Origin of the sequence: Streptomyces sp. NPDC093984 (genome assembly GCF_044764595.1) — a bacterium.
Lineage (GTDB): Bacteria > Actinomycetota > Actinomycetes > Streptomycetales > Streptomycetaceae > Streptomyces > Streptomyces cynarae.
The window spans coordinates 452,510-475,469 of sequence record NZ_JBIWIM010000006.1 but is presented as its reverse complement, the minus strand read 5'-3'; the positions used below and the strand labels follow the sequence as shown (position 1 = coordinate 475,469).

General features: G+C 72.1%; 17 protein-coding genes. 11 read left to right on the top strand and 6 right to left on the bottom strand.

Annotated elements, in window-relative coordinates:
- The first annotated feature begins 77 nt into the window (after positions 1-77).
- Positions 78-2,687, top strand: a complete 2,610-nt coding sequence (gene pepN, locus ACIRC0_RS24060) for an aminopeptidase N (protein ID WP_403618953.1) — start codon at positions 78-80, stop codon at positions 2,685-2,687.
- A gap of 202 nt (positions 2,688-2,889) precedes the next feature.
- Positions 2,890-3,942 carry a hypothetical protein gene (locus ACIRC0_RS24055; RefSeq protein WP_403618950.1) on the top strand — a complete coding sequence of 351 codons (1,053 nt, stop codon included), beginning with the start codon at positions 2,890-2,892 and terminating at the stop codon, positions 3,940-3,942.
- Between the two features lie 103 nt (positions 3,943-4,045).
- Here ACIRC0_RS24055 and ACIRC0_RS24050 read toward each other — a convergent pair whose 3' ends face one another.
- Complete coding sequence (locus ACIRC0_RS24050; RefSeq protein ID WP_403619098.1) at positions 4,046-5,275, bottom strand: glycosyltransferase; 1,230 nt, start codon at positions 5,273-5,275, stop codon at positions 4,046-4,048.
- A 237-nt stretch (positions 5,276-5,512) separates the two neighbouring features.
- On the opposite strand from ACIRC0_RS24050, the gene ACIRC0_RS24045 reads away from it, so the two are divergent.
- Entirely contained in the window at positions 5,513-6,079 is a 567-nt protein-coding gene (locus ACIRC0_RS24045) for a GNAT family N-acetyltransferase (protein WP_403618947.1), read from the top strand.
- A gap of 129 nt (positions 6,080-6,208) precedes the next feature.
- Here ACIRC0_RS24045 and ACIRC0_RS24040 read toward each other — a convergent pair whose 3' ends face one another.
- Positions 6,209-6,697 carry an NUDIX hydrolase gene (locus tag ACIRC0_RS24040; RefSeq protein WP_403618944.1) on the bottom strand — a complete coding sequence of 163 codons (489 nt, stop codon included), beginning with the start codon at positions 6,695-6,697 and terminating at the stop codon, positions 6,209-6,211.
- A 302-nt stretch (positions 6,698-6,999) separates the two neighbouring features.
- Here ACIRC0_RS24040 and ACIRC0_RS24035 point away from each other — a divergent pair, with 302 nt between their 5' ends.
- The 3 genes from ACIRC0_RS24035 to pepN (ACIRC0_RS24025) all read left to right on the top strand — a co-directional run bounded on the left by ACIRC0_RS24035 (position 7,000) and on the right by pepN (ACIRC0_RS24025) (position 14,361).
- Entirely contained in the window at positions 7,000-10,299 is a 3,300-nt protein-coding gene (locus ACIRC0_RS24035) for a S8 family serine peptidase (protein WP_403618941.1), read from the top strand.
- A 333-nt stretch (positions 10,300-10,632) separates the two neighbouring features.
- A complete protein-coding gene (locus ACIRC0_RS24030; protein WP_403618939.1) occupies positions 10,633-11,649 on the top strand; it encodes an aspartate-semialdehyde dehydrogenase in 1,017 nt (338 codons plus the stop codon).
- Positions 11,650-11,781: 132 nt separating this feature from the next.
- Positions 11,782-14,361, top strand: coding sequence for an aminopeptidase N (gene pepN / locus ACIRC0_RS24025; RefSeq protein WP_403618936.1), 2,580 nt, complete (start codon positions 11,782-11,784; stop codon positions 14,359-14,361).
- A gap of 110 nt (positions 14,362-14,471) precedes the next feature.
- Here pepN (ACIRC0_RS24025) and ACIRC0_RS24020 read toward each other — a convergent pair whose 3' ends face one another.
- A complete protein-coding gene (locus ACIRC0_RS24020) occupies positions 14,472-15,965 on the bottom strand; it encodes an FAD-dependent monooxygenase (RefSeq protein ID WP_403618933.1) in 1,494 nt (497 codons plus the stop codon).
- A 100-nt stretch (positions 15,966-16,065) separates the two neighbouring features.
- Between ACIRC0_RS24020 and ACIRC0_RS24015 the strand changes: the two genes are divergently transcribed.
- The gene (locus ACIRC0_RS24015; RefSeq protein ID WP_403618930.1) at positions 16,066-16,638 is read left to right on the top strand and encodes a TetR family transcriptional regulator; all 573 of its coding nucleotides are present in this window, start codon (positions 16,066-16,068) and stop codon (positions 16,636-16,638) included.
- 138 nt (positions 16,639-16,776) lie between these two features.
- Here the strand turns inward: ACIRC0_RS24015 and ACIRC0_RS24010 are convergent, their stop codons facing one another.
- From ACIRC0_RS24010 to ACIRC0_RS24000, 3 genes are all read right to left on the bottom strand, one after another.
- On the bottom strand, positions 16,777-17,016 hold the full coding sequence (locus ACIRC0_RS24010) for a hypothetical protein (protein WP_388986154.1): 240 nt from the start codon (positions 17,014-17,016) through the stop codon (positions 16,777-16,779).
- A 124-nt stretch (positions 17,017-17,140) separates the two neighbouring features.
- A complete protein-coding gene (malQ, locus tag ACIRC0_RS24005) occupies positions 17,141-19,216 on the bottom strand; it encodes a 4-alpha-glucanotransferase (RefSeq protein ID WP_403618927.1) in 2,076 nt (691 codons plus the stop codon).
- Positions 19,217-19,459, bottom strand: a complete 243-nt coding sequence (locus ACIRC0_RS24000; protein WP_403618924.1) for a hypothetical protein — start codon at positions 19,457-19,459, stop codon at positions 19,217-19,219.
- 303 nt (positions 19,460-19,762) lie between these two features.
- On the opposite strand from ACIRC0_RS24000, the gene ACIRC0_RS23995 reads away from it, so the two are divergent.
- From ACIRC0_RS23995 to ACIRC0_RS23980, 4 genes are all read left to right on the top strand, one after another.
- Positions 19,763-20,197 carry a hypothetical protein gene (locus tag ACIRC0_RS23995; protein ID WP_403618921.1) on the top strand — a complete coding sequence of 145 codons (435 nt, stop codon included), beginning with the start codon at positions 19,763-19,765 and terminating at the stop codon, positions 20,195-20,197.
- Between the two features lie 87 nt (positions 20,198-20,284).
- Positions 20,285-21,589, top strand: a complete 1,305-nt coding sequence (locus tag ACIRC0_RS23990; RefSeq protein ID WP_403618918.1) for a hypothetical protein — start codon at positions 20,285-20,287, stop codon at positions 21,587-21,589.
- Complete coding sequence (locus tag ACIRC0_RS23985; RefSeq protein ID WP_103845272.1) at positions 21,586-22,173, top strand: hypothetical protein; 588 nt, start codon at positions 21,586-21,588, stop codon at positions 22,171-22,173. Before ACIRC0_RS23990 ends, ACIRC0_RS23985 begins: the two co-directional genes overlap by 4 nt.
- Positions 22,170-22,907, top strand: a complete 738-nt coding sequence (locus tag ACIRC0_RS23980; protein ID WP_403618915.1) for an ATP-binding cassette domain-containing protein — start codon at positions 22,170-22,172, stop codon at positions 22,905-22,907. Before ACIRC0_RS23985 ends, ACIRC0_RS23980 begins: the two co-directional genes overlap by 4 nt.
- Positions 22,908-22,960 lie beyond the last annotated feature (53 nt).

Genomic DNA, 22,960 nt, shown 5'->3' with positions numbered 1-22,960 from the left:
CTGCTGCCCCAGGTCAGGGGCGCATGGCAGGATCGGTCCTGTCCGTGCCACCCAGCAGCCGCCAAGGAGTGCCGCCCGTGCCCGGTGAGAACCTGTCCCGCGACGAGGCCCAGGAAAGGGCCGCCCTGCTGTCCGTCGACGGGTACGACGTGTCGCTCGACCTGCGCTCCGCCGTGGGCGAGGCGCCCGGCGGCGCGGACGAGCCGCGCACCTTCCGCTCGGTCACCACGATCCGCTTCCGCTGCGCCGAGCCGGGTGCGGCCTGCTTCGCCGACCTGATCGCCCCGAGCGTCACGGCGGTGTCCCTCAACGGCAAGGACCTCGACCCCGGCGAGGTCTTCGACGGCGCCCGCATCCTGCTGGAGGACCTGGCCGCCGAGAACGAGCTGGTGGTCGACGCCCAGTGCGCCTACTCCCGCACCGGTGAGGGCCTGCACCGCTTCGTCGACCCGGAGGACGGCGAGGTCTACCTGTACACCCAGTACGAGCCGGCAGACGCCCGCCGCGTTTTCGCCAACTTCGAGCAGCCCGACCTCAAGGCCCCCTTCCGCTTCGAGGTCCGCGCCCCCGAGGGCTGGACGGTGTGGAGCAACGGCGCCGGCGAGAAGCACGACGGGGTGTGGCGGTTCGCGGAGACCAAGCCGATCTCGACGTACATCACCTGTGTCGTGGCGGGCCCGTACCACTACGTCACCGACACCTACACCCGCACCCTCGACGACGGCACGACCCTCGAGATCCCGCTCGGCGCGATGTGCCGCAAGGGTCTGGCCCGGCACTTCGACGCGGACGACGTCTTCCTGATCACCAAGCAGGGCCTGGACTTCTTCCACGACCACTTCGACTACCCGTACCCGTTCGGCAAGTACGACCAGGCGTTCGTGCCCGAGTACAACCTCGGCGCCATGGAGAACCCGGGGCTCGTCACCTTCACCGAGGAGTTCGTCTTCCGCGGCAGGGTCACCCGGGCGTCGTACGAGCGCCGGGCCAATGTGATCCTGCACGAGATGGCCCACATGTGGTTCGGCGACCTGGTGACCATGGCCTGGTGGGACGACCTGTGGCTGAAGGAGTCCTTCGCGGACTTCATGGGCTCGTTCTCGCTGGTGGAGGCGACCCGGTTCACAAGCGGCTGGATCACCTTCGCCAACAACCGCAAGGCGTGGGCGTACCGCGCCGACCAACTGCCCTCCACGCACCCGATCACGGCGGACATCCGCGACCTTCAGGACGCGAAGCTCAACTTCGACGGCATCACCTACGCCAAGGGCGCGTCCGTACTGAAGCAGCTGGTGGCGTACGTCGGGCGGGAGGCCTTCCTGGAGGGCGCGCGCCGCTACTTCAAGCGGAACGCGTACGGCAACACGCGCCTGACCGACCTGCTGTCGGTACTGGAGGAGACGAGCGGCCGGGACATGGCGTCCTGGGCGCGCTCCTGGCTCCAGACCGCGGGGGTCAACTCCCTGACTCCGCAGGTGCTGCTGGGTGAGGACGGGCGGATCGCGGAGCTGTCGGTGCTCCAGGAGGCGGCCGGCCCTGCCCATCAGTCGGCTCCGCCGACGGGCATCCATGAGCTGCGCCCGCACCGGGTGGCGGTGGGCCTGTACCGCACCGAGGGCGGCGCACTCGTGCGGTACGCGCGCGCCGAGGTGGACGTGCACGGTCCGCGGACGGTGGTCGGTGAACTGGCGGGCGCCGGGGCGCCGGAGCTGGTCCTGGTCAACGACGACGACCTCACCTACTGCAAGATCCGCTTCGACGACACCTCGCTGGAGACCCTGAAGGACCGTCTCGGTGACATCACCGACCCGCTGGCCCGTGCGCTGTGCTGGTCGGCGCTGTGGAACCTGACCCGCGACGCGCTGGTGCCGGCGCGGGACTTCGTCGACCTGGTGCTGCGGTTCGCCGGCCGGGAGTCCGACATCGGCGTGCTGCAGATGCTGCACACCTGGGCCGACTCGGCGCTGACGTACTACGCGGCGCCCGCGTGGCGGGAGACGGGCGGGCGGCTGCTCGCCGAGGGCGCGCTGCGCGAGCTGCGGCAGGCCGAGCCGGGCAGCCAGCACCAGCTGACCTGGGCGCGGTTCTTCGCGGCGGTGGCGTCCCAGGAGGCCGATCTGCGGCTGCTGCGGGGTCTGCTGGACGGCACGGACAAGATCGACGGACTGGAGGTGGACCAGGAGCTGCGCTGGGCGTTCCTGCGGCCGCTGGCGGCGCACGGGGCCGCCGACGAGTCGGTGCTCGCCGCCGAGCTGGCCCGCGACGACACGGCCTCCGGCAAGCGCCACCAGGTCCGCTGCCTGGCCGCGCGCCCGTCGGCCGCGGTCAAGGCGCAGGCCTGGGCGCAGGTCGTCGAGTCCGACACGCTGTCGAACGCGCTCGTCGAGGCGACCATCGCGGGCTTTGCGCAGCCCTCCCAGCGGGAGCTGCTCGCGCCGTACGCGGAGAAGTACTTCGCGGCGATCGGGCGGGTATGGGCGGAGCGGTCCATCCAGATCGGGATGCACGTGGTCAGGGGCCTGTTCCCGGCGCTGCAGGACTCGCCGGAGACACTGGAGGCGACGGACGCGTGGCTCGCCGCGCACGAGGACGCCCCGCCGGCGCTGCGACGACTGGTGCTGGAGGCGCGCGACGACCTGGCGCGCGCCCTGCGGGGGCAGGCCTGCGACGCGCGGGCGGCCGGCTGACGCCGGGGACGGTGGTTGACGGGCGCGGCGGGACGACGGTGACGAAATACGAGTATCGGAACCCGTAACCTGCCGTGTCCCCCGTCCGGACCAGCCCCTTTCGGCAGTCGAACGCACGTACTTTAGCGCCGTGTTGTCCGCATTTGTCGACAGCCGTGTAACAGCGGTTAGAGGGCGGACCCGGGGCGGGAAACCCGGGATCATGAACCACAACACCCCGCTCTCCCCCCGCCCCCTCCGCCATCTGTCCGACGTGCAGCGCCGGGTGCTGACCACCGCCCAGCTGCGCGCCCACGGAGTGACCGCCGCCGAGACCACCGGGAAGTGCCGGCCCGGCGGCCCGTGGCAGCAGTTCCTGCCCGGCGTGTACCTGCTGCACCCCGGCCCGCCGACCTCCGAGGAACGCCTGCACGGGGTGCTGCTCTACGCGGCCCGTTCCTCGCTCGCCGACCCCGTGCCCGCGGTCCCGGCCCAGCCCGGCGCGGGCACCCCGCACGGCCCGCTGCCGTACACGGACGCGGTCGTCACCGGGCTGGCCGCGCTCGCTCTGTACGGCTTCGCCTCCGCGCCCGGGCTGTCGTCACTCGAGAGGATCGACGTCCTGGTGCCGCGGACGCGCAGGCTGCGCAGCACCGGCTGCGCCCGGCTGGTCCGTACCCCGTCGCTGCCCGACCCGCGGCTGGTGACCGGCGTGCCCGTCGCCCCGGTCACGCGCGCCTTGGCCGACGCGGTGGCCGAGGTGCCGGACGCGGCGGTCGTACGCCGCCTGCTGACCGAGGCGGTCCGCGACGGGCACTGCGAACCGGCCGCGCTGGTACGGGAGTTGAACCAGGCACGGCTGCTGAGCCGCCCGCACGTGGTGGACGCCGTGGACGCGCTGCTGGCGGAGAGCCGGGCGGTCGCGGAGGACCGCCTGTACCGGATGGTGCGCGACCACGGCCTGCCGGACCCGGTCTGGAACGTGGACCTGAGGCTGCCGGGCGGCCCCTACCTCGGCGGCCTGGACGCGTACTGGCCCGAGCAGGCGGTGGCGCTGGAACTGGACACGCGCGCCCCGCGCCACGACGAGGACGCGCTGTGGTCGGAGTACGCCCGCAAGCGCGAGCAGCTGGAGCGGCTCGGCATCACGGTCGTGTACCTGACGCCGAAGAAGCTGCGCGACGGTCTGGAGCAGCAGGCGACGGTGGTCCGTACGGCGCTCATGGCGTCCCTGGACCGGGAGCCGGCCGCGCCGGTGGAGGTGCTGCCCCGGTGACCGACCGGGGTGACACGAGGAGGGGAGAGGAGGGGCCGCCGACAGGTGCCGGCGGCCCCTCCTCGTGTGCGGGTCCGGTTCGGCCCGGGGACGCCGGTGACCGTCAGTGCGGGTCAGGGAGGGGCGGTTCGGGGAGCGCGGGCTCCGGGTCCGGCGGGATGGGCCTCATCGCCTCCGCGTGGACGCGGTCGATGAGGTCGGCGTACGAGGCGATCATGCGGGTGCGGCTGAAACGCTCGCGGCTGCGGGCGAGGACGGGCGCGAGGTCGGTACGGGCGGCGACGGCCTCGGTCCAGGCCCGGGCGATCGCGTCGGGGTCCGGCGGGGTGAGGTAGCCGTGCCCGGACACGATCAGCGCGCTGTCCCCCACGTCCGTGGCGACCGGGACGGCCCCGCACATCATGCCCTCGATCAGGCACAGCGGGGCCGCCTCGCCCCAGGACGAGGTCAGCGCCACCACGTCGGAGGCGGCGTAGACGGTCTCCATGTCGCGCCGGACACCGAGCGCGTGCAGCCGCTCGGTGAGCCGCGTGTCCTCGCCGAAGGCCTCCCGGATGTCGGCGGCCAGCCCCGGCTGGTCCCCGGTCATGCCCGCGCCGCACATCAGCACGTGCCCGGCGGGCTCACGGCGCAGCCAGGCGTGCGCCGCGCGCAGGAACAGCGGGACGTTCTTCATGGCGTCGTAGCGGGCCGCGAAGACGACGACCGGGGCGGTGTCCGGGATGCCGAGCGCCTCCCGCGTGCGACGACGCCGGCCCGGGTCGGGCCGGAACCGCAGCAGGTCGACCCCGTTGGGGATGACGTGCAGCAGCTCGGCCGGGATCCCGGCGGCCCGGTAGGCCTCCCGGGTGGACTCGGCGCAGCAGACACAGGCGACCACGGTGCCGTCGGCGATGGCGGCCTTCAGCTCGGCGAGCGCCCCGCCCTGGTTCTCCGGGTCGGAGCGGTGCAGGCAGACGATCACGGGGCGGCGCGGCAGGCCCGCCTGGTTGAGCAGGCCGAGCGGCTGCTCCTTGAGCGAGAGGACGACGTCGGCCCCGGCCATCGCCCGTGCCGTCTCCGCCAGCTCCGGCCCGCTGAAGGCGGCCGGATCGACGGCCGGGACCCCGCTCAGCCCGAAGGTACGGCCCAGGGACGTGACCTCCACCCCGGCCGCGGTCAGCGACCGGTAGCAGGCGTCGTCCCGCATGGCCTGCCGGGTGGCCTCACGGAGCACTTCCCCGTGGAGGCTGAGCACCCGGTGGTGCTGGCCGCCTTCGCGCAGCCCCAGGACGACGTCGCTGTGGAGGATCCGGGCGCCCCCGGAGAAGAAGCCGTCGTAGACCGACAGCACGCGCAGTTCGTGCCTTACGCGCACGTGACCACCCGCCTTGCACAAGTGTCGAACCATCCCCGTGAACAGCGGGTTGGTCGCTATGAGGCGGCACAAGTGTTTCGGGCGGATGAACAGGACGTCTCATGTCCGGGTCGACTGGGTTACGCCGTAATTCGTCGGTCTTGTACACCGTGATCCAGTGGCACACCACATTGTCGGTGGCCAGGGGGTGACGGCCGATGTGACGATGACCCGATGACCGAGCCGATCACCGTGACCACGGAGGACGGACACCGCTACACCGTCCGCGAGGCCACGCCCGACGACGAGCCGGGCGTGACGTCCCTGTTCGAGGCGAGCACGGAGTACTTCGAGGCGGCCACCGGACTGCCCCCGGGCCCCGCCGATCTGCAGAGCCTGTACTACAGCCTGCCGCCGGGCGCCGACCGGCAGGACAAACGGATCCTGGTCGTGACCGAGGACACCGACGGCCCGGTGGTGGGGATCGTCGACGCGGTGCTGCGCCACCCGGACCCGGACGCCTGCGCGGTGGGCCTGTTCCTGCTGCGCCCCTCCCTGTGGGGCACGGGAGCGGCCCGGCCCCTGGCCACCGCGCTGCTGGCCCGCACGGCCGCCTCGGGCACGTCCCGGGTGACCGCGACGGTCCCGGCGGACTGGGACCGGGGTCGCCGCTTCCTCGCCGCGCTCTCCTTCCGCTTCACTGGCCCGGCCCCGCAGGGCCCGACGACCGCGAACCGCTCGACGGGTCCCTGGGAGCCGGTCGTGGAGAGGGCGGAGCTGGTGCTGCCGCGCACGGAGTGAGTCGCCCGGCCCGTGCGTCCCGGCGCCGTCACGACGCGGGCGGGCGACTCGGTGGACCCCGGACGGGCCCGGCTGCGTGCGCCCGCCCAGACCCGCTCGCCGCGCGGATCAGGGCCGGTCGGTCCGTGTTCACCTTGCGGTGCGGGGGCCTCGTCCCTCGGACCGCTCGGCCGGCACGATTCGCCCCGCCGCGGGTCGCTCCCGCCACAGCGCGAGTCCTGTATCGACGAGCCCCACCCGTCTGAGCCCGGGCACGGCGGTCGTGTCCTGCCAGGCGGCCAGATCCGTGGAACCGCCGATCTCGTTGCGCAGTTCACCGCCGACCACCCGGCCCTCGTAGACGAGCCGCACACCGTGGTGGTCGACGGTGCGGCCGAATCCGCGGCGGAATCGGCGGCGGATCGAGTCCACACCGAGCAGCCCGGTGACCTCGATGCGGTAGCCGGTCTCCTCCTCCACCTCCCGCACCACGGTGTCGTGGGGGTCCTCGCCATGCTCCATGCCGCCGCCGGGCAGGGTCCACTCGGGGGTGCCGTCCGGGGCCCACCCACGGGCGAGCAGGAGCCGGCCGTCGCGAACGCAGATGGCGTAGGCCGCCACCCTCAGTCGTGTACGCACTCGGGGCACGTTAGCCCGCCGCCTGCCGGATCGGCAGGGGAGTATTCGGGCGCGGACCAGCGCAGCGGCGCGGCCAGAAGAATGCCCGAGGCCGCGTCAAGTTGTCATCGTTCGGGGCCGAACTCCCCCAAATCCATCGCGGGTTTTCCCCATACATCCATTTCGATTCGGTCAACACTCCCCAAACTCACGTTCCTTGCGTAAAGCTGTGCGATCGTCCGGGGTCGCCCACCGGACGACTACGACCAGGGCCGATCGGTCCCGGTCGTCCATGCACGCTCCTTTACCTACAAGGGATGCCGATGACCTTCACCCCCCAGCGCGGCCCGAAACGGGGCACGAGACGTGTGGCGCGCATAGCCGCGGCCACGGGGCTGGTGGCCGCGCTCTCCGCGGCCGGGCCGATACCCCTGGCCTTCTCCGCGGACCACCCGCCGGCCGACGCCGACCCCGCCGTGAAGTCCGCGAGCGCCAAGCTCGGTTCGGACGACGCGAACCTGCTCGCCGAGGCCAAGGCCGACGGCGCCAAGAACGTCACCATGATGGTCGCGACCGCGCCCGGGCAGACCGAGCAGGTCGCCAAGGAGCTGGACGCGGTCAAGGGCGGCTCCGTGGGCCGCACCTACGACAAGCTCGGCTACGTCCGCGCCACCGTCCCGACGGCCGAGGCGGACTCGGCGATCGCCGCCGCCGAGAAGCTGTCCTCCGTGCACGCCATCGACCTGAAGCGGGAGATCCCGCTCGACGATCCGTCGCCGAGCGCGGATGGCGCCAAGTCCGGTGCGAAGGGCGCCACTTACCCGGCCCCCGGCAAGAACACCCCGGCGAAGAACCCGTACAACCCGTCCTTCGAGACGGGCGCCGTCGACTTCGTGCAGGAGCACCCGAAGGCGGACGGCCGCGGCATCACCATCGGCATCCTCGACTCGGGCGTGGACCTGGGCCACCCGGCGCTGCAGAAGACCACCACGGGCGAGCGGAAGATCGTCGACTGGGTGACCTCGACCGACCCGATCGTCGACAGCGACGCCACCTGGCGCCCGATGGTGACGGCGGTCTCCGGTCCCTCCTTCGCCTACGGCGGCCAGAACTGGAAGGCCCCGGCGGGCTCGTACGGGATCAGCACCTTCAAGGAGTCCGCGACCACCGGCGGCGACGAGAAGGGCGACCTCAACCGCGACGGCGACACCACCGACAGCTGGGGCGTGCTGTACGACCCGGCGGCCGGCACGGTCACCGTCGATCTGAACAACAACAACGACTTCACCGACGACACGCCGATGAAGCCGTACAAGGACGGCTTCCAGGTCGGCTATTTCGGCACCGACGACCCGAAGACGGACGTCGTCGAGCGGGTGCCGTTCGTCGTGCAGATCCGCAAGGACGTGCCGATGGACCCCTACGGCGGGTCCTGGGTCGGCAAGAAGGCCGACTTCGTCAACATCGGCGTCATCGAGTCCGAGCACGGCACGCACGTCGCGGGCATCACCGCCGCCAACGGCCTGTTCGGCGGCAAGATGAACGGCGCCGCCCCCGGCGCGAAGATCGTCTCCTCCCGGGCCTGCACCTGGACCGGCGGCTGCACCAACGTCGCCCTCACCGAGGGCATGATCGACCTCGTCGTCAACCGCGGCGTCGACATCGTCAACATGTCCATCGGCGGCCTGCCGGCGCTCAACGACGGCAACAACGCGCGCGCCGAGCTCTACACCCGCCTGATCGACACCTACGGCGTCCAGCTGGTGATCTCCGCGGGCAACTCCGGCCCCGGCGCCAACACCATCGGCGACCCCGGTCTCGCCGACAAGGTGATCTCGGTCGGCGCGGCCATCTCCAAGGACACCTGGGCCGCCAACTACGGCTCGGTCGTGGAGAAGAAGTACCAGCTGCTGCCCTTCTCCTCCCGCGGCCCGCGCGAGGACGGCGGCTTCACGCCGACCCTCGTCGCGCCCGGCGCCGCTATCAACACCACCCAGACCTGGCTGCCGGGCTCCCCGGTCGCCGAGGCGGGCTACTCGCTGCCGGCCGGCTACTCCATGCTCCAGGGCACCTCGATGGCTTCCCCGCAGGCCGCGGGCGCGAGCGCGCTGCTGCTGAGCGCCGCCAAGCAGCAGGGCATCGACCTCACGCCCGCGAAGCTGCGCACCGCGCTGACCTCGACGACCGACCACATCAAGGGTGTGCAGGCGTACGAGGAGGGCGCGGGCCGCATCAACATCGTCGACGCCTGGGACGCGATCCGCGACGACGCGGCCTCCCACGACTACACCGTGAAGGCCCCGGTCGACACCGCGATCGACTACGCGCTGAAGACCCCCGGCTTCGGCACCGGCCTGTACGACCGCGAGGGCGGCCTCAAGGCGGGCGAGAAGAAGACGTACGACATCACCGTCACCCGTACCTCCGGCCCCGACAGGCCGGTCTGGCACACGCTGCGCTTCGAGAACAACGCGGGTGACACCTTCCGCCTCCTCGGCTCGCCCCTGGTGAAGCTGCCGCTGAACCAGCCGGTGACCGTCAAGGTCCAGGCCGCGCCGCGCTCCGCGGGCATCAAGAGCGCGATCCTCGAGGTCGACGACCCGTTCACCGAGGGCGTCGACAAGCAGATCCTCACCACGGTCGTGGTGTCGACCCCGGTCAAGTACACCTACTCGGCGTCGAATTCGGTGCAGCGCAACAGCACCCGGTCCTACTTCCTGACCGTGCCCGAGGGCGCGAAGTCGCTGGAGGTGGCGATCGGCGGGCTGAAGGACAAGAGCCAGACCCGGTTCATCGCGATCCACCCGTACGGCACTCCGGTCGACAACACCTCGACGCCGTACTGCTACAACAACTACCTCGACGGCAACGGCTGCAAGCCCGACGTGCGCTCGTACGCGGACCCGCAGGCCGGTGTCTGGGAGATCGAGGTCGAGTCGCGCCGCACCTCGCCGCTGCTCGACAACCCGTACACGCTGGACGTCACCGTCCTCGGCGCGGCCTTCGACCCCGAGACCGTGACCGTGCCGGAGGCCAAGGTCGGCACCCCGGCCGCCGCCTCCTGGAAGGTGACCAACAAGTTCGCCGCGCTCGACGGCAAGCTGGTCGGCGGCCCGCTCGGTTCGTCCAAGACGGCCCGGCCGACGATCAAGAACGGCGAGACGCAGACCACCACCGTCGAGGTGCCCGCGGGTGCCTCCTCGCTGGACGTCGCGATCGGCAACGTGTCCGACACGGCCGCCGACCTCGACCTGACGGTCTACGACGCGAGCGGCAAGCAGGTCGCGCAGTCCGCGGACGGCGACTCGGAGGAGTCGGTGCACATCGACAAGCCGGCTGCCGGGACCTACAGGATCGAGGTCGCGGGCTACTCGGTGCCGTCCGGCTCGACGGCGTACGACTACCGGGACGTGTTCTTCTCCGCCGCGCTCGGCCAGGTCACGGTGGACGCCTCGGCGCCGGTGAAGCTCGGCACGGGTGACTCGGCGACGGTGTCCGGCACGGTCACCGCCACCGCTCCGGCACCCGAGGGCCGGGAGTTCTTCGGCCAGGTCCAGCTGGTGAACGCGCGCGGCACGGTCGCGGGCACCGGCAGCGTGAAGATCGAGAAGGTAACACCGTAGGGCTCCCTACGGCTGTGGGGGCGGGCGTCCGTGGGGCGCCCGCCCCTTCTCTCGTCCGCCCGGCCGATGGGGCGTACATCACATCGTCGTGTGCGCCGGACGGGGCTGGGGCAGGCACGGGGCAGCACAGCTTGCGGTGCGGGATCCCCGTCGGCTTAATTTCTGCAGCTCAGTGGGGTGGATGCCGTAGTTCCGCAACCGCCGGCCAGGCCGTCGCGTCCCATTCCTCGGGCACGCCGTACAAAGAATTGGACAGGCGGGCCGGGGTCGGCCGCATGATGGAAAAGTCTCGGTCAGGCAACACGCACGCAAAGATCACGAGAGGGAGTCGCCGTGAGGGTCGGAATCGTCGGAGCGACCGGTCAGGTCGGCACGGTCATGCGCAGGATCCTCGCGGAGCGCGACTTCCCGGTCACCGAGCTGCGGCTGTTCGCCTCGGCCCGTTCGGCGGGGACCATCCTCGACGGGGTGACGGTGGAGGACGCGGCGACGGCCGACTACACCGGCCTGGACATCGTGCTGTTCTCGGCGGGCGGCGCGACCTCCAAGGCGCTGGCCGAGAAGGTCGCCTCGCAGGGCGCCGTCGTGATCGACAACTCCTCCGCCTGGCGCAAGGACCCCCAGGTTCCGCTGGTGGTCTCCGAGGTGAACCCGCACGCCATCGCCGACCGCCCCAAGGGCATCATCGCCAACCCGAACTGCACGACGATGGCCGCGATGCCGGTGCTGAAGCCGCTGCACGAGGAGGCGGGGCTCGAGGCGCTGGTCGTCGCCACCTACCAGGCGGTGTCCGGCTCCGGCCTCGCGGGCGTGGCGGAGCTGCACGGGCAGGTGCAGAAGGTGGTCGCCGAGGCCGACAAGCTGACCCACGACGGTGAGGCGGTCGACTTCCCCGAGCCGCAGGTCTACAAGCGCCCGATCGCCTTCAACGTCATCCCCTTCGCCGGCAACCTCGTCGACGACGGCCTGAACGAGACCGACGAGGAGCAGAAGCTCCGCAACGAGTCCCGCAAGATCCTGGAGATCCCCGAGCTGAAGGTCTCCGGCACCTGCGTGCGCGTCCCGGTGTTCTCCGGCCACTCCCTCCAGGTCAACGCCCGCTTCACGCGTCCGCTGTCGGTGGAGCGCGCGACGGAGCTGCTGGCCGGCGCGCCGGGCGTGGCCCTCTCCGACATCCCGACCCCGCTGCAGGCGGCCGGCAAGGACCCGTCGTACGTGGGCCGCATCCGCCGCGACGAGACGGTGGAGAACGGCCTGGCCCTGTTCGTGTCCAACGACAACCTCCGCAAGGGCGCCGCGCTGAACGCCGTGCAGATCGCGGAGCTGGTGGCGGCGGAGCTGAAGAAGTAGGGAAAACCCTCACGCCGAGATGGGGCGCGCACCGCTGCCGGTGCGCGCCCCTCGCTGTGCGTCCGGTCATCGCTTCGCACGGCGGTGACGTGGAAGGATGACGGAACCGACACATCACGAGGAGATGACCGCGTGCCTGGCACAAACCTGACTCGCGAAGAGGCGCAGCAGCGGGCGAAGCTGCTCACCGTTGACTCGTACGAGATCGATCTCGACCTCTCCGGCGCGCAGGAGGGCGGCACCTACCGGTCCGTGACCACGGTGCGCTTCGACTCCGCCGAGAACGGCGCGGAGTCCTTCATCGACCTGGTGGCCCCGACCGTCCATGAGGTCACCCTCAACGGCGACGCCCTGGACCCCGCCGACGTCTTCAAGGACTCGCGGATCGCCCTGCCGGGGCTCCTTGAGGGCCCCAACATCCTCCGCGTCGTCGCCGACTGCGCCTACACCAACACCGGCGAGGGCCTGCACCGTTTCGTCGACCCCGTCGACAACCAGGCCTACCTCTACACCCAGTTCGAGGTGCCCGACGCCCGGCGGGTGTTCGCCTCCTTCGAGCAGCCGGACCTGAAGGCCACCTTCCAGTTCACCGTGAAGGCACCCAGCGGCTGGACCGTCATTTCCAACTCGCCCACCCCCGAGCCCAAGGACGACGTCTGGGTCTTCGAGCCGACGCCGCGGATCTCGACGTACGTCACGGCGCTGATCGTCGGCCCGTACCACTCCGTGCACAGCGTGTACGAGAAGGACGGCCAGAGCGTCCCCCTCGGCATCTACTGCCGGCCCTCCCTCGCCGAGTACCTCGACTCCGACGCGATCTTCGAGGTGACCCGGCAGGGCTTCGAGTGGTTCCAGGAGAAGTTCGACTACGCGTACCCGTTCAAGAAGTACGACCAGCTCTTCGTGCCGGAGTTCAACGCGGGCGCGATGGAGAACGCGGGCGCGGTCACCCTGCGTGACCAGTACGTGTTCCGCTCGAAGGTCACGGACGCGGCGTACGAGGCCCGGGCCGCCACGATCCTGCACGAGCTGGCCCACATGTGGTTCGGCGACCTGGTGACCATGGAGTGGTGGAACGACCTGTGGCTGAACGAGTCGTTCGCCACCTACGCCGAGGCCGCCTGCCAGGCGCTGCACCCCGAGTCGAAGTGGCCGCACTCCTGGACCACGTTCGCCAACCAGATGAAGACGTGGGCGTACCGGCAGGACCAGCTGCCCTCCACGCACCCGATCATGGCCGAGATCCGCGACCTGGACGACGTCCTGGTCAACTTCGACGGCATCACGTACGCCAAGGGCGCGAGCGTCCTCAAGCAGCTCGTCGCGTACGTCGGCATGGACGAGTTCTTCCGCGGCGTGCAGGCGTACTTCAAGCGCCACGCCTACGGCAACACGCGCCTGTCGGACCTGCTGGGCGCCCTGGAGGAGACCTCCGGCCGGGACCTGAAGACGTGGTCCAAGAAGTGGCTGGAGACCGCGGGTATCAACATCCTGCGGCCCGAGATCGAGACGGACGAGCACGGCGTCATCACGTCCTTCGCGATCCGCCAGGAGGCCCCCGCCCTGCCCGCCGGCGCCAAGGGCGAGCCGATCCTGCGTCCCCACCGCATCGCCATCGGCCTGTACGGCCTCGACGAGGACAGCGGCAAGCTGCTGCGCGACGAGGACGGCCGGATCGAGGTGGACATCGACGGCGAGCTGACCGCCGTGCCGCAGCTGTCCGGCCGGCGCCGCCCGGACGTCATCCTGCTCAACGACGACGACCTGTCCTACGCCAAGGTCCGCCTGGACGAGAAGTCGCTGGCCTTCGTCACCGAGCACCTGGGCGACTTCGAGTCGTCGCTGCCGCGCGCCCTGTGCTGGGCCTCGGCCTGGGACATGACCCGGGACGCGGAGCTGGCTACCCGCGACTACCTCTCGCTCGTCCTGTCCGGCATCGCCAAGGAGTCCGACATCGGTGTCGTGCAGTCGCTGCACCGCCAGGTGAAGCTGGCGATCGACCTGTACGCCGACCCGTCCGCGCGCGAGGCGCTGCTGACCCGGTGGACGGACGCGACCCTCGCCCATCTGCGCGCCGCCGAGCCGGGCAGCGATCACCAGCTCGCCTGGGCGCGCGCCTTCGCGGCGACCGCCCGCACCCCGGAGCAGCTGGACCTGCTGGAGGCGCTGCTCGACGGTTCGCAGTCGGTGGAGGGCCTGGTCGTGGACACCGAGCTGCGCTGGGCGTTCGTGGAGCGGCTCGCCGCGGTGGGCCGCTTCGACGAGGCGGAGATCGCGGGCGAGCTGGAGCGCGACAAGACCGCGGCCGGTGAGCGGCACGCGGCCACCGCGCGGGCCGCCCGCCCGACCGCGGAGGCCAAGGCGGAGGCGTGGGCGTCGGTCGTGGAGTCCGACAAGCTGCCGAACGCCGTGCAGGAGGCGGTGATCGCCGGCTTCGTCGACACCGACCAGCGGGAGCTGCTCGCCCCGTACGCGGAGAAGTACTTCGAGGTGGTCAGGGACATCTGGGACTCGCGTTCGCACGAGATGGCCCAGCAGATCGTGGTCGGTCTCTACCCGTCGATCCAGGTGTTTGAGGACACGCTGGCGAAGACCGACACCTGGCTGGCCTCCGCCGAACCGCCCCCGGCACTGCGGCGCCTGGTCTCGGAGGCCCGCGCGGGCATCGAACGGGCACTGAAGGCCCAGGCGGCGGACGCGGCCGCGGCCTGATCGCAGGCGGGAGGGGCGCCCGGCTCGTGCCGGGCGCCCCTTTTTTCAGTGGCCGGGTTCTCAGTGGCCGCGGTGGCCGGTCGGTCACGCCTCTTCGCTCGCCGGTACGGTCATCCCCGGCCCGTCCAGCTGACCAGCGCGGCCTCGACCTGCGCGGCGTCGGGCGCCTCGGCGGCCCAGGCGACATAGCCGTCCGGCCGTACCAGCACGGTCGTGCGCCGTCCGCCCGCCCAGTGCTCCACGGCCAGCCGGTCCTTGCGGCCGTCCGCGTCGTACGGGCCCGGGGTGATCAGCACGAACCGGCCGCCGCGCAGGGCCTCGTAGAGCCGGCCGCCGGTGAGGGCCACGTCCGGGATGCGCCTGCCGGTCAGGGGGTGAGCCCCGCGGGGAGCGGCGTAGGCGTAGCCGATGCCGGTGACCTGGCCCGTGACGCGCCGCCGGAGGGGGCCGACATGGGTGACGGCGGCGGCGAGCACGGTGCGCAGCGCGAGGGTCCAGGGGCGCTTGGCCATGGCGAGGCGCACGATGCCGCCGCTGCTGCGCAGCACCGACCTGCCGACGGGGTGCCGCTCGGACTGATAGGTGTCCAGGAGGGCGGGGTCGGCGTGGCCGCGCAGAACGGCGGCGAGCTTCCAGGAGAGGTTCGCGGCGTCCTGGAGGCCGGTGTTCATGCCCTGCCCGCCGGCCGGGGTGTGCACATGTGCCGCGTCCCCGGCGAGGAACACACGGCCGACGCGGTAGGCGGGCGCCTGGCGCTCGTCGCTGTGGAAGCGGGACATCCAGCGCGCGTCGCGCATGCCGTAGTCGCGGCCGAGCGCGAGGCGGACGGTTTCGCGGACCTCGTCGAGGTCGAGCGGCGCGTCGTCGGGGACGTCGCGGCCGCGCTGCCAGGCGATGATCCGGTGGTAGCCGTCTCCGAAGGGCGCGATGAAGGCGAAGGCGTCACCGACGGCGTTGGCGGTCAGGATGTGCTCGGGCCGCTCGTCGAGGAGGACGTCGGCGAGGACGACGGAACGAATGACGGACTTGCCGGGGAAGGGCAGGCCGATCGAGGCGCGTACGGCGCTGTGGATGCCGTCGGCCCCCACGGCGTAGGCGGCGCGCAGTTCGCCGGGCTCGCCGTCGGGGCGGCGGACGTGCAGCGTCACACCGTCGGCGTCCTGGTCGACGCCGGTGACCTCGGTCTCGTACAGGAACCGCACCCCGGCCTCGGCCGCGCGCCGCTCCAGCGCCTTCTCCACCTCGTACTGCGGCAGGACGAGCAGGTGGCGGAAGCGGGAGGGGAGGGTGTCGAGCCGGATGGAGAGCCCGCCGAAGAGCCGGATGTCGGAGAGCGGCTGTCCCTTGGCCTCGAGGTCGTCGGCGAGGTCGCGGGCGTCGAGTTGCTCCAGGGTGCGGGCGTGCAGGACGAAGGCGCGGGAGAGGTTGCTGATCTTGTGGGGGCGCCTCTCGACGAGGGTGACGGGGACGCCGGCGGTGGCGAGGTCACCGGCGAGGAGGAGACCCGTGGGGCCGGAGCCGACGACGAGGACGCCGGTGGGGGTGGCCTCGCCGTCGCCGCCGCCGGGAGCGGTGGTGACGGTGGTGCGGGGCGTCTGTGCCATGGCTGCCTCCTGATGCCAACGCGTGTGGGCCAACGCTCGTTTGCCAACATATGTTGACCATCACTGGACGGTCAACAGTTGTTGGCCTACGTTTGTTGGCATGCCCGAGAAGCCCCCGCCCCGCCGCTCCGACGCCACCCGCGGCGCGATCCTCACCGCCGCCCGGGAGCGCTTCGCCTCCGACGGCTACGAGCGCACCACCATCCGCGCGATCGCCCGGGACGCGCGGATCGACCCGTCCATGGTGATGCGCTACTACGGCTCCAAGGAGGGCCTCTTCGACGCGGTCCTCGACGTCGATCTGCGCCTGCCCGACCTGGGGGGAGTGCCCCGCCACGATGTGGGCGTGGTGCTGGCGAACCACTTCCTCACGCTCTGGGAGGAGAACTACGACGCGCTCACCGCGCTGCTGCGCGTCGGCGTCACCAACCCGGCGGGGGCCCGGCGGCTCCAGGAGATCTTCCGGGACCAGTTGCTGCCGGTAGCGCGGCAGACCTGTCCCGACCCCGAGCAGGCGCCCACCCGGGCCGGGCTCGCCGCCTCGCAGGTCATCGGGATGGCGTTCGCCCGGTACGTCCTGAAGATCCCGCCGGCCGTCGCCCTGGCCCGCGAGGAGGTGGTGGCCTGGCTGGCCCCTACGCTGCGGCGCTACCTCACCGCACCGCATCCGTAGACCCGAAGGCGTGGAGAACGGCAGGCCAGCGGAGCCGCGGGCCTACGGACACGCCGCGGGCCTGGAAACACGCCGAGGGAGCCCACGCACCCGCCCGGTGCGCGGACTCCCTCGGCGGAAATTACGACCGTGTGGGCGTCAGCCCTGCTTGGTCTCCTTGCGGGTCTTGTCGGTCATCATGACCAGACCCGCGATGACCAGGAACAGCACGATGGGCGCCGCCACGAACAGCCCCAGCGTGTCGGCCACGCTCAGGCCCTTGCCGGGGTCGTCGCCGTCGTCGCGCGTCAGCGCGAGCGCGGGGGACGACATGAGCAGCATCATCAGCGTCGTACCGGCGGCCAGGGCGCCGGCGCGAAGGGCGTTCTTCTTGTCCACGGTGCAAAAGTAGCGAACGCCCGAACGGCCCGCGCGCCCGGGGTGCCGTACCGGGGCCGCCGGGGTGCCGTAAGGGGGCCGCCCGGGGTGCCTTACCGCGGCCGCCCGGGATGCCTTACCGCGCCTACCGGCCCCGTACCACGTCCATCAGCGCGTACAGCCGCGGCGACGCCGCCAGGTCATCCAGCGTCACCGGGCGCCCCTGCGCGTCCGCGATCGGCAGGCGCCAGTTCGGGTACTGGTCCCAGGTGCCCGGCAGGTTCTGCGGACGGCGGTCGCCCACCGCGTCGGGCAGCCAGACGCCGATCAGCCGGGCGGGGGTGCGCAGCAGGAAGCGGTGGACGGCCTGGATCTCCCTCTCCTCCGACACCGCCGAGTTCCCGCCGCTGCCCCCTTCGAGCAGGCCGAGCCGCGACAGCAGGGCGAGCCACTGGCCGGTCTCGGCGGCGGCCTCGGCGCGCTCCTCGGCCAGGGGCCGGGAGAGCAGGCCGAGCCGGTCGCGCAGTTCGACGTGCTCTCCGCTGAGCCGGGCGGCGGTGGGCGGCAGGTCGTGGGTGGTGGCGGTGGCCAGGCAGTCGGCGCGCCAGCGTTCGGGCGGCAGCGGCTGCCCGTTGCCCTCCCAGTCCCGTTCGAACCACAGGACGGACGTGCCGAGCACCCCGCGCTCCTGCAGCGCCTCACGCACCCCGGGCTCCACCGTCCCGAGGTCCTCGCCGATGACCAGGGCCCCGGCGCGCGAGGCCTCCAGCACCAGGACGGCGAGCATGGCCTCGGCGTCGTAGCGGACGTAGGTGCCCTCCGTGGGCGGCTGCCCCTGCGGCACCCACCACAGCCGGAACAGGCCCATGACGTGGTCGATGCGCAGGGCCCCCGCATGCCGCAGCAGGGCGCGCAGCAGCCGGCGGTAGGGGGCGTAGCCGGAGGCGGCGAGCCGGTCGGGGCGCCAGGGCGGCAGGCCCCAGTCCTGGCCGCGCGGGTTGAAGGCGTCCGGTGGGGCGCCCACCGACATCCCGGACGCCAGGAACTCCTGCTGGGCCCAGGCGTCGGCACCGCCCGGATGCACGCCGACCGCGAGGTCGTGGATCAGCCCGATCGGCATTCCGGCGTCGCGGGCGGTGCGCTGGGCGGTGGCGAGCTGGGCGTCGGTGAGCCAGGCGAGCCGGCTGTGGAAGTCGACGCGGTCCATCAGCTCGGCGCGGGCGCGGCCGGTCGCGGCCGAGCGGGGGTCGCGCAGCCGGCTGGGCCAGGTGTGCCAGTCGGGGCCGTAGAGCTCGGCGAGCGCGTACCAGGTGGCGTGGTCCTCCAGTTCCTGGCCCTGCTCGGCGAGGAAGTCGGCGTAGGCGGCGCGCCGTCCGGGTCCGAGGGGGACGGCGTGCACGAGCTCCAGCGCCTCGCGTTTGAGCTCCCACACGGCGTCGCGGTCGATCAACTCGCCCTTGTCGAGGACGGATTCACGCAGCCGCGCGGCGCGCTCCAGCAGCGCCCGGATGCGGGAGCGGTCCTCGGCGTAGGGGAACTCGGGGATGTCCTCGACGCGCAGGTGCACGGGGTCCGGATAGCGGCGGGAGGAGGGGCGGTAGGGGGACGGGTCGGTGGGAGCGCCGGGTACGGCCGCGTGCAACGGGTTGACCTGTACGAAGCCCGCGCCGAGCGCACGTCCGGCCCAGGCGGTGAGCTCGGCCAGGTCGCCGAGGTCGCCCATGCCCCAGGAGCGGCGGGAGAGAAGAGAGTAGAGCTGGACGAGCAGTCCGTAGGCGCGTCCCGGCGGCGCGGGCAGCCGGGCGGGGGCGGCGATGAGGTGGGCCTCGGCCGTGCGGCCGTCGGGGGCGGTGACGTGGAGGGTGTGGACGCCGGGCGGGAGGCCGTCGGCAGAGGGGCGCGTCCCGCCCTGTTCGGTCTCGACGCGTAGCCGGGTGCCGTCCGGGAGGGCGGCGAGCGCGGCGGGCGGCTCGCCGCCCCAGCCGACCACGGTCGGGGGCAGCAGCCGTTCCCGCAGCTCGCTTTCGCGGGCGGCCAGTGCGTCGCGTACGGCGTCCGCGGTGCTCGCGTCCACGCCGAGCGCGGCGAGGGCGGCGGTGACCGCGGTGTCCGAGGCCGTGACCGTACGGTCCGGCGAGGGGCGGTAGGAGGTGGCGACGCCGTGCAGCGCGGCGAGCCGGGCCAGGGGCGTGTCGTCGCGCGCGGGGTCCGCCGGTGTCATCTAGTACCCCATGGGGTCCGGGCCGGCGGCCAGAGGCTCACTTGTCAGGGGGGCGACGTCGGCGAGCGGGGGTTCGCTGGTGAGGGGCTCGGCGTCGGGCAGGGGCGGCTCACTCGTCAGCGGCGCATGGGTGCGGGCGCCCTCCGCGCTGAGGACGCCGATCGGGGCCCGGGGGTCGGCGGAGCATGCGACGCGTTTGGACAGGGTGGGGAGCGGATGGTGTGCCGGTGCGGGTGCGGCCACGGGGGCCTCCTTGTCGTCGTGCGACGTTCTGCGGGTGAGTGCAGCCCTACCCAGTGGGCGCGTGCGCAGACGTGCGAGGACGGACAACGTGGGTCTGGTCACAAAACGTACTGCCGCGCCGTCTCCCCGGGTCGCCGACACCCCACAACAAGGTAAAGGCCAGGAAAACAAACGTTGTTGACAAGGTGAAGAAGTTAAGTGATCTTTAAGGGCCCCTCCGGACCCTGCCCGGTCCGAAGGGGCCAGGAGGCACACATCCGCCTCCTGAGCACATGATCCGCAACCTGGTGAGGACTAACAGACATGCGTTCCGTGACCACCATACGCCGGGCGGCTCTGGCCGCCGCCGCCGTGGCTTCCCTCGGCCTGATCAACGCGCCCTCGGCCGCCGCCAACTGGACCAGCTACATCAGCAGCTGGACCGACGGCAACGAGTCCCGCCGCTGGGCGGACGAGAGCTACTCGCAGGTCCAGTTCACCAACTGCTTCGCCCAGTACGGCACCCAGGACTCGGTCGTCGTCAAGATGTGGCAGGACAAGCCGCTGCAGACCGACCCGAGCTACGGCAGCAAGACGTTCACCAACTGCTTCAAGGGCTCGGGCTACACCAGCAACGGCGAGTGGACCGGCCTGCCGTCGGGTGACTTCTACTTCGAGGCGGACAAGATCGCCCAGGGCGGCTCCTGCTGTCTGCTCAACGTCAGCACCGTCTACGTCGACACCACCCAGGCGGACTGAACGGCCGACCACCCGAGGAGGGGAGGGGCGTTCACCGGGCACCACCCGGGGAGCGCCCCTCCCCCGCCCCCCCACCCAAGGACATCCGTGAGACTTCGCACGCGGCTGCGCGCCAGCAGCGCCTTGTGGGCCTCCCCCGTCGCGATCGCGCTGGCCCTCTTCTACTACTACGAGGTCACCGCCGGCCCGATCTCCGCGTCGAGCTACGCCTACGCCCCGACCCTGGTCGCCTACCCGCTGGCGTCCATGTACCCGTTCGCCTACGCCCTGGCCGCCGCCCTGGGCGCCTGGGAGAGCGGGCGTCTGACTCAGGGCGCCGTCTGGCAGCTCGCCCCGGCCCGCTCCCGCTACCGGATAGCCGCCGATGCGCTCGGGCCCGTGATCGCCGTGGCCTGGCTGCTGCTGCTCCTTCCGGTGGTCATGGCCTTCGCCCAGGAAGGTGCGACGCCCACCCTCGTGAGCCTGCGGCCGCTGCTGATGGCCATGCTCGTGTGCGTCGCGCACTCGGTGATCGGCTTCGCCGTGGGACTGCGGACGAAGCCCGTCTTCGCGGCTCCCGTCCTGGCCGTGGCGGTCTGGCTGCTGGTGGCGACGTCGGTCACCCTCGACACGTTCTGGTGGCGCCAGATCAGCGGCCAGTACCCCGCGACCCTGGGCTTCGGCGAAGCCGCGACCTGGACATCCATGCTCGCCCAGTCCCTGCCGACCTGCGGTCTGGCCCTGGCGGTCGCGCTCCTGTGGTCGTCCTGGTCCGCGCTGCGCCGGCCCGCGCTGCGCGGGGCACTCGCCGTCTGTCTCGCGGGCGCCTGTGCGGTGAGCGCCTTCTCCATCACCCGGGACTGGGGCCCCGTGCCCCCCTTGGCCAAGGGTGAGGTCGCCATGTCGTGCACGGGCACGGCGCCACAGGTCTGCATGCCGGAGGTGACGGCGGACGACCTGGACGCCGTGCACACCGACGTGGCGAGCGCCCTCGAGGACCTGGCCGCCGCGGGCATCACGCGGACCCCTCCGAAGCTGGTCACCGACACGCTCGCCGACGGACCCGACCACCCGGTCTCCGCCGGGAGCACCTGGCGGGTGGGGCTGACGAAGGGCGCCAAGCGCGGAACCGTCCGCTACCAGATCGTGCGCAGCGCGATCGCCTTCCCCTGCCGCCGGCCCGACCTCGCCACCACCCGAGTCGTGGTCGGATGGGCGGCCGAGCGGACCGGTGAGTCGAAGACGCTCGAGAAGCTCCTGGCGCAGGACCCGTTCTACGGCACCGAGCAGCGCTCCGCGCTCCAGCGGCAGGTGCGTGCCGTGCTCGGCAAGCCCGGGCCGGAGCAGACCCGCTGGTACCGCCAGCAGCTGACCGCGGCGTGCGCGAAGGCCGAGAACGGAGGGGCCGCATGATCTGGTGGCTCAAGGCGCGCCAGGCCCACGTGGTGCTTCCCGGGAGCCTCGCCGGACTGGCCGCACTGACGCTCGTCTTCCAGGACACGACGGCCCTACTGCCGTCGATCAGCCTGTCGGGCGGCACCCAGACCCAGGTGATGACCTTCGTCGCGATCGTGCCGGTCGCCGCGGTGGCACGCTGCCTGGACTCCCGGCTCCCGGCGCCGGAGGGCTCGGGGATCCGGCCGGTACGACGGCTGGACACCCTGCTGATCCTTTCGGTCGTCGCGGCCTCGTTGCTCGTCGGCTTCGCGATCGGCGCCCTCACGGGCTCCTCCGCCGCCTGGGCCGTGGGCCGCAACACCGCCTTCCTCACCGGTCTGATGCTCTGCTTCCACGCCCTGGTCGGCACGCCCGCCGTCATGGTGCCCGTCGCCTGGGTCATGGCCGTCGTCCTGGTGGGCTTCCGCACCTTCACGGACCCGTACCTCTGGGCGATCGTCCCGGAACCGCTCGGCGCTCCGCACGCCGCGATCGCCGCCGTCCTGGCCCTCGCCGCCGGCATCGCCGCCCAGCTCCGCTCCCCTAGGAATCAGCCATGACCCTGGTACTCGCCGACTGCACCTACTCCTACGGGCGGCGCAAGAGGCCCGTGCTCAGCGACTTCAGCTACGAACTGCCCGGCGGCCTGACCATCCTGCTCGGTCCCAACGGCGCGGGGAAGTCGACGCTGCTGAAGATGTCCGCCTCCGTCGTCGTCCCGGAGTCGGGCTCGGTCTCCTTCGGCCGGCTGCGCGCCGGCAGCAAGGAGTTCCGCAAGGCCGTCGCCTGGATGCCGCAGACCATCACCCCGCTCGCCTCCCTGACGGCACGGGAGTACGTCGCCTACATCGGCTGGCTCAAGGGGATGAACCGCGGCGACGCCTGGTCGCAGGCGCGCCGGGCGCTGCAGCGCGTGGAGCTGTCCGACAAGGCCGACGAGCGCACCACCCGCCTCTCCGGCGGCCAGCTGCGCAGGGTGGGGGTGGCGGCGGCCCTGGTGCACGACGCCAGGGTGCTCCTGCTGGACGAGCCGACGGCCGGCATGGACCCGCGTCAGCGCCGGGTCTTCCGGGACATCCTGGCCGGTCTGAGGGAGGACGTGCGCGTGCTCATGTCCACGCACGACGTCGCGGACCTCGCCGAGGAGGCCGACCACGTCACCGTTCTGGAGGCCGGCCGGATCCTGCACTCCGGCACCACCGAGTCCTTCCTCGCCCACACCCCGGCCGGCGTCCCCCAGGGACGTGCCGCGGAGGGCGCGTACACCGCTCTCCTGGGCCTCGGGGAGCCGTAGGGCAGGACAGCCCGGGGGCGGTCGACGGCATGCCGCCGCGGGTCGCCCCCGGG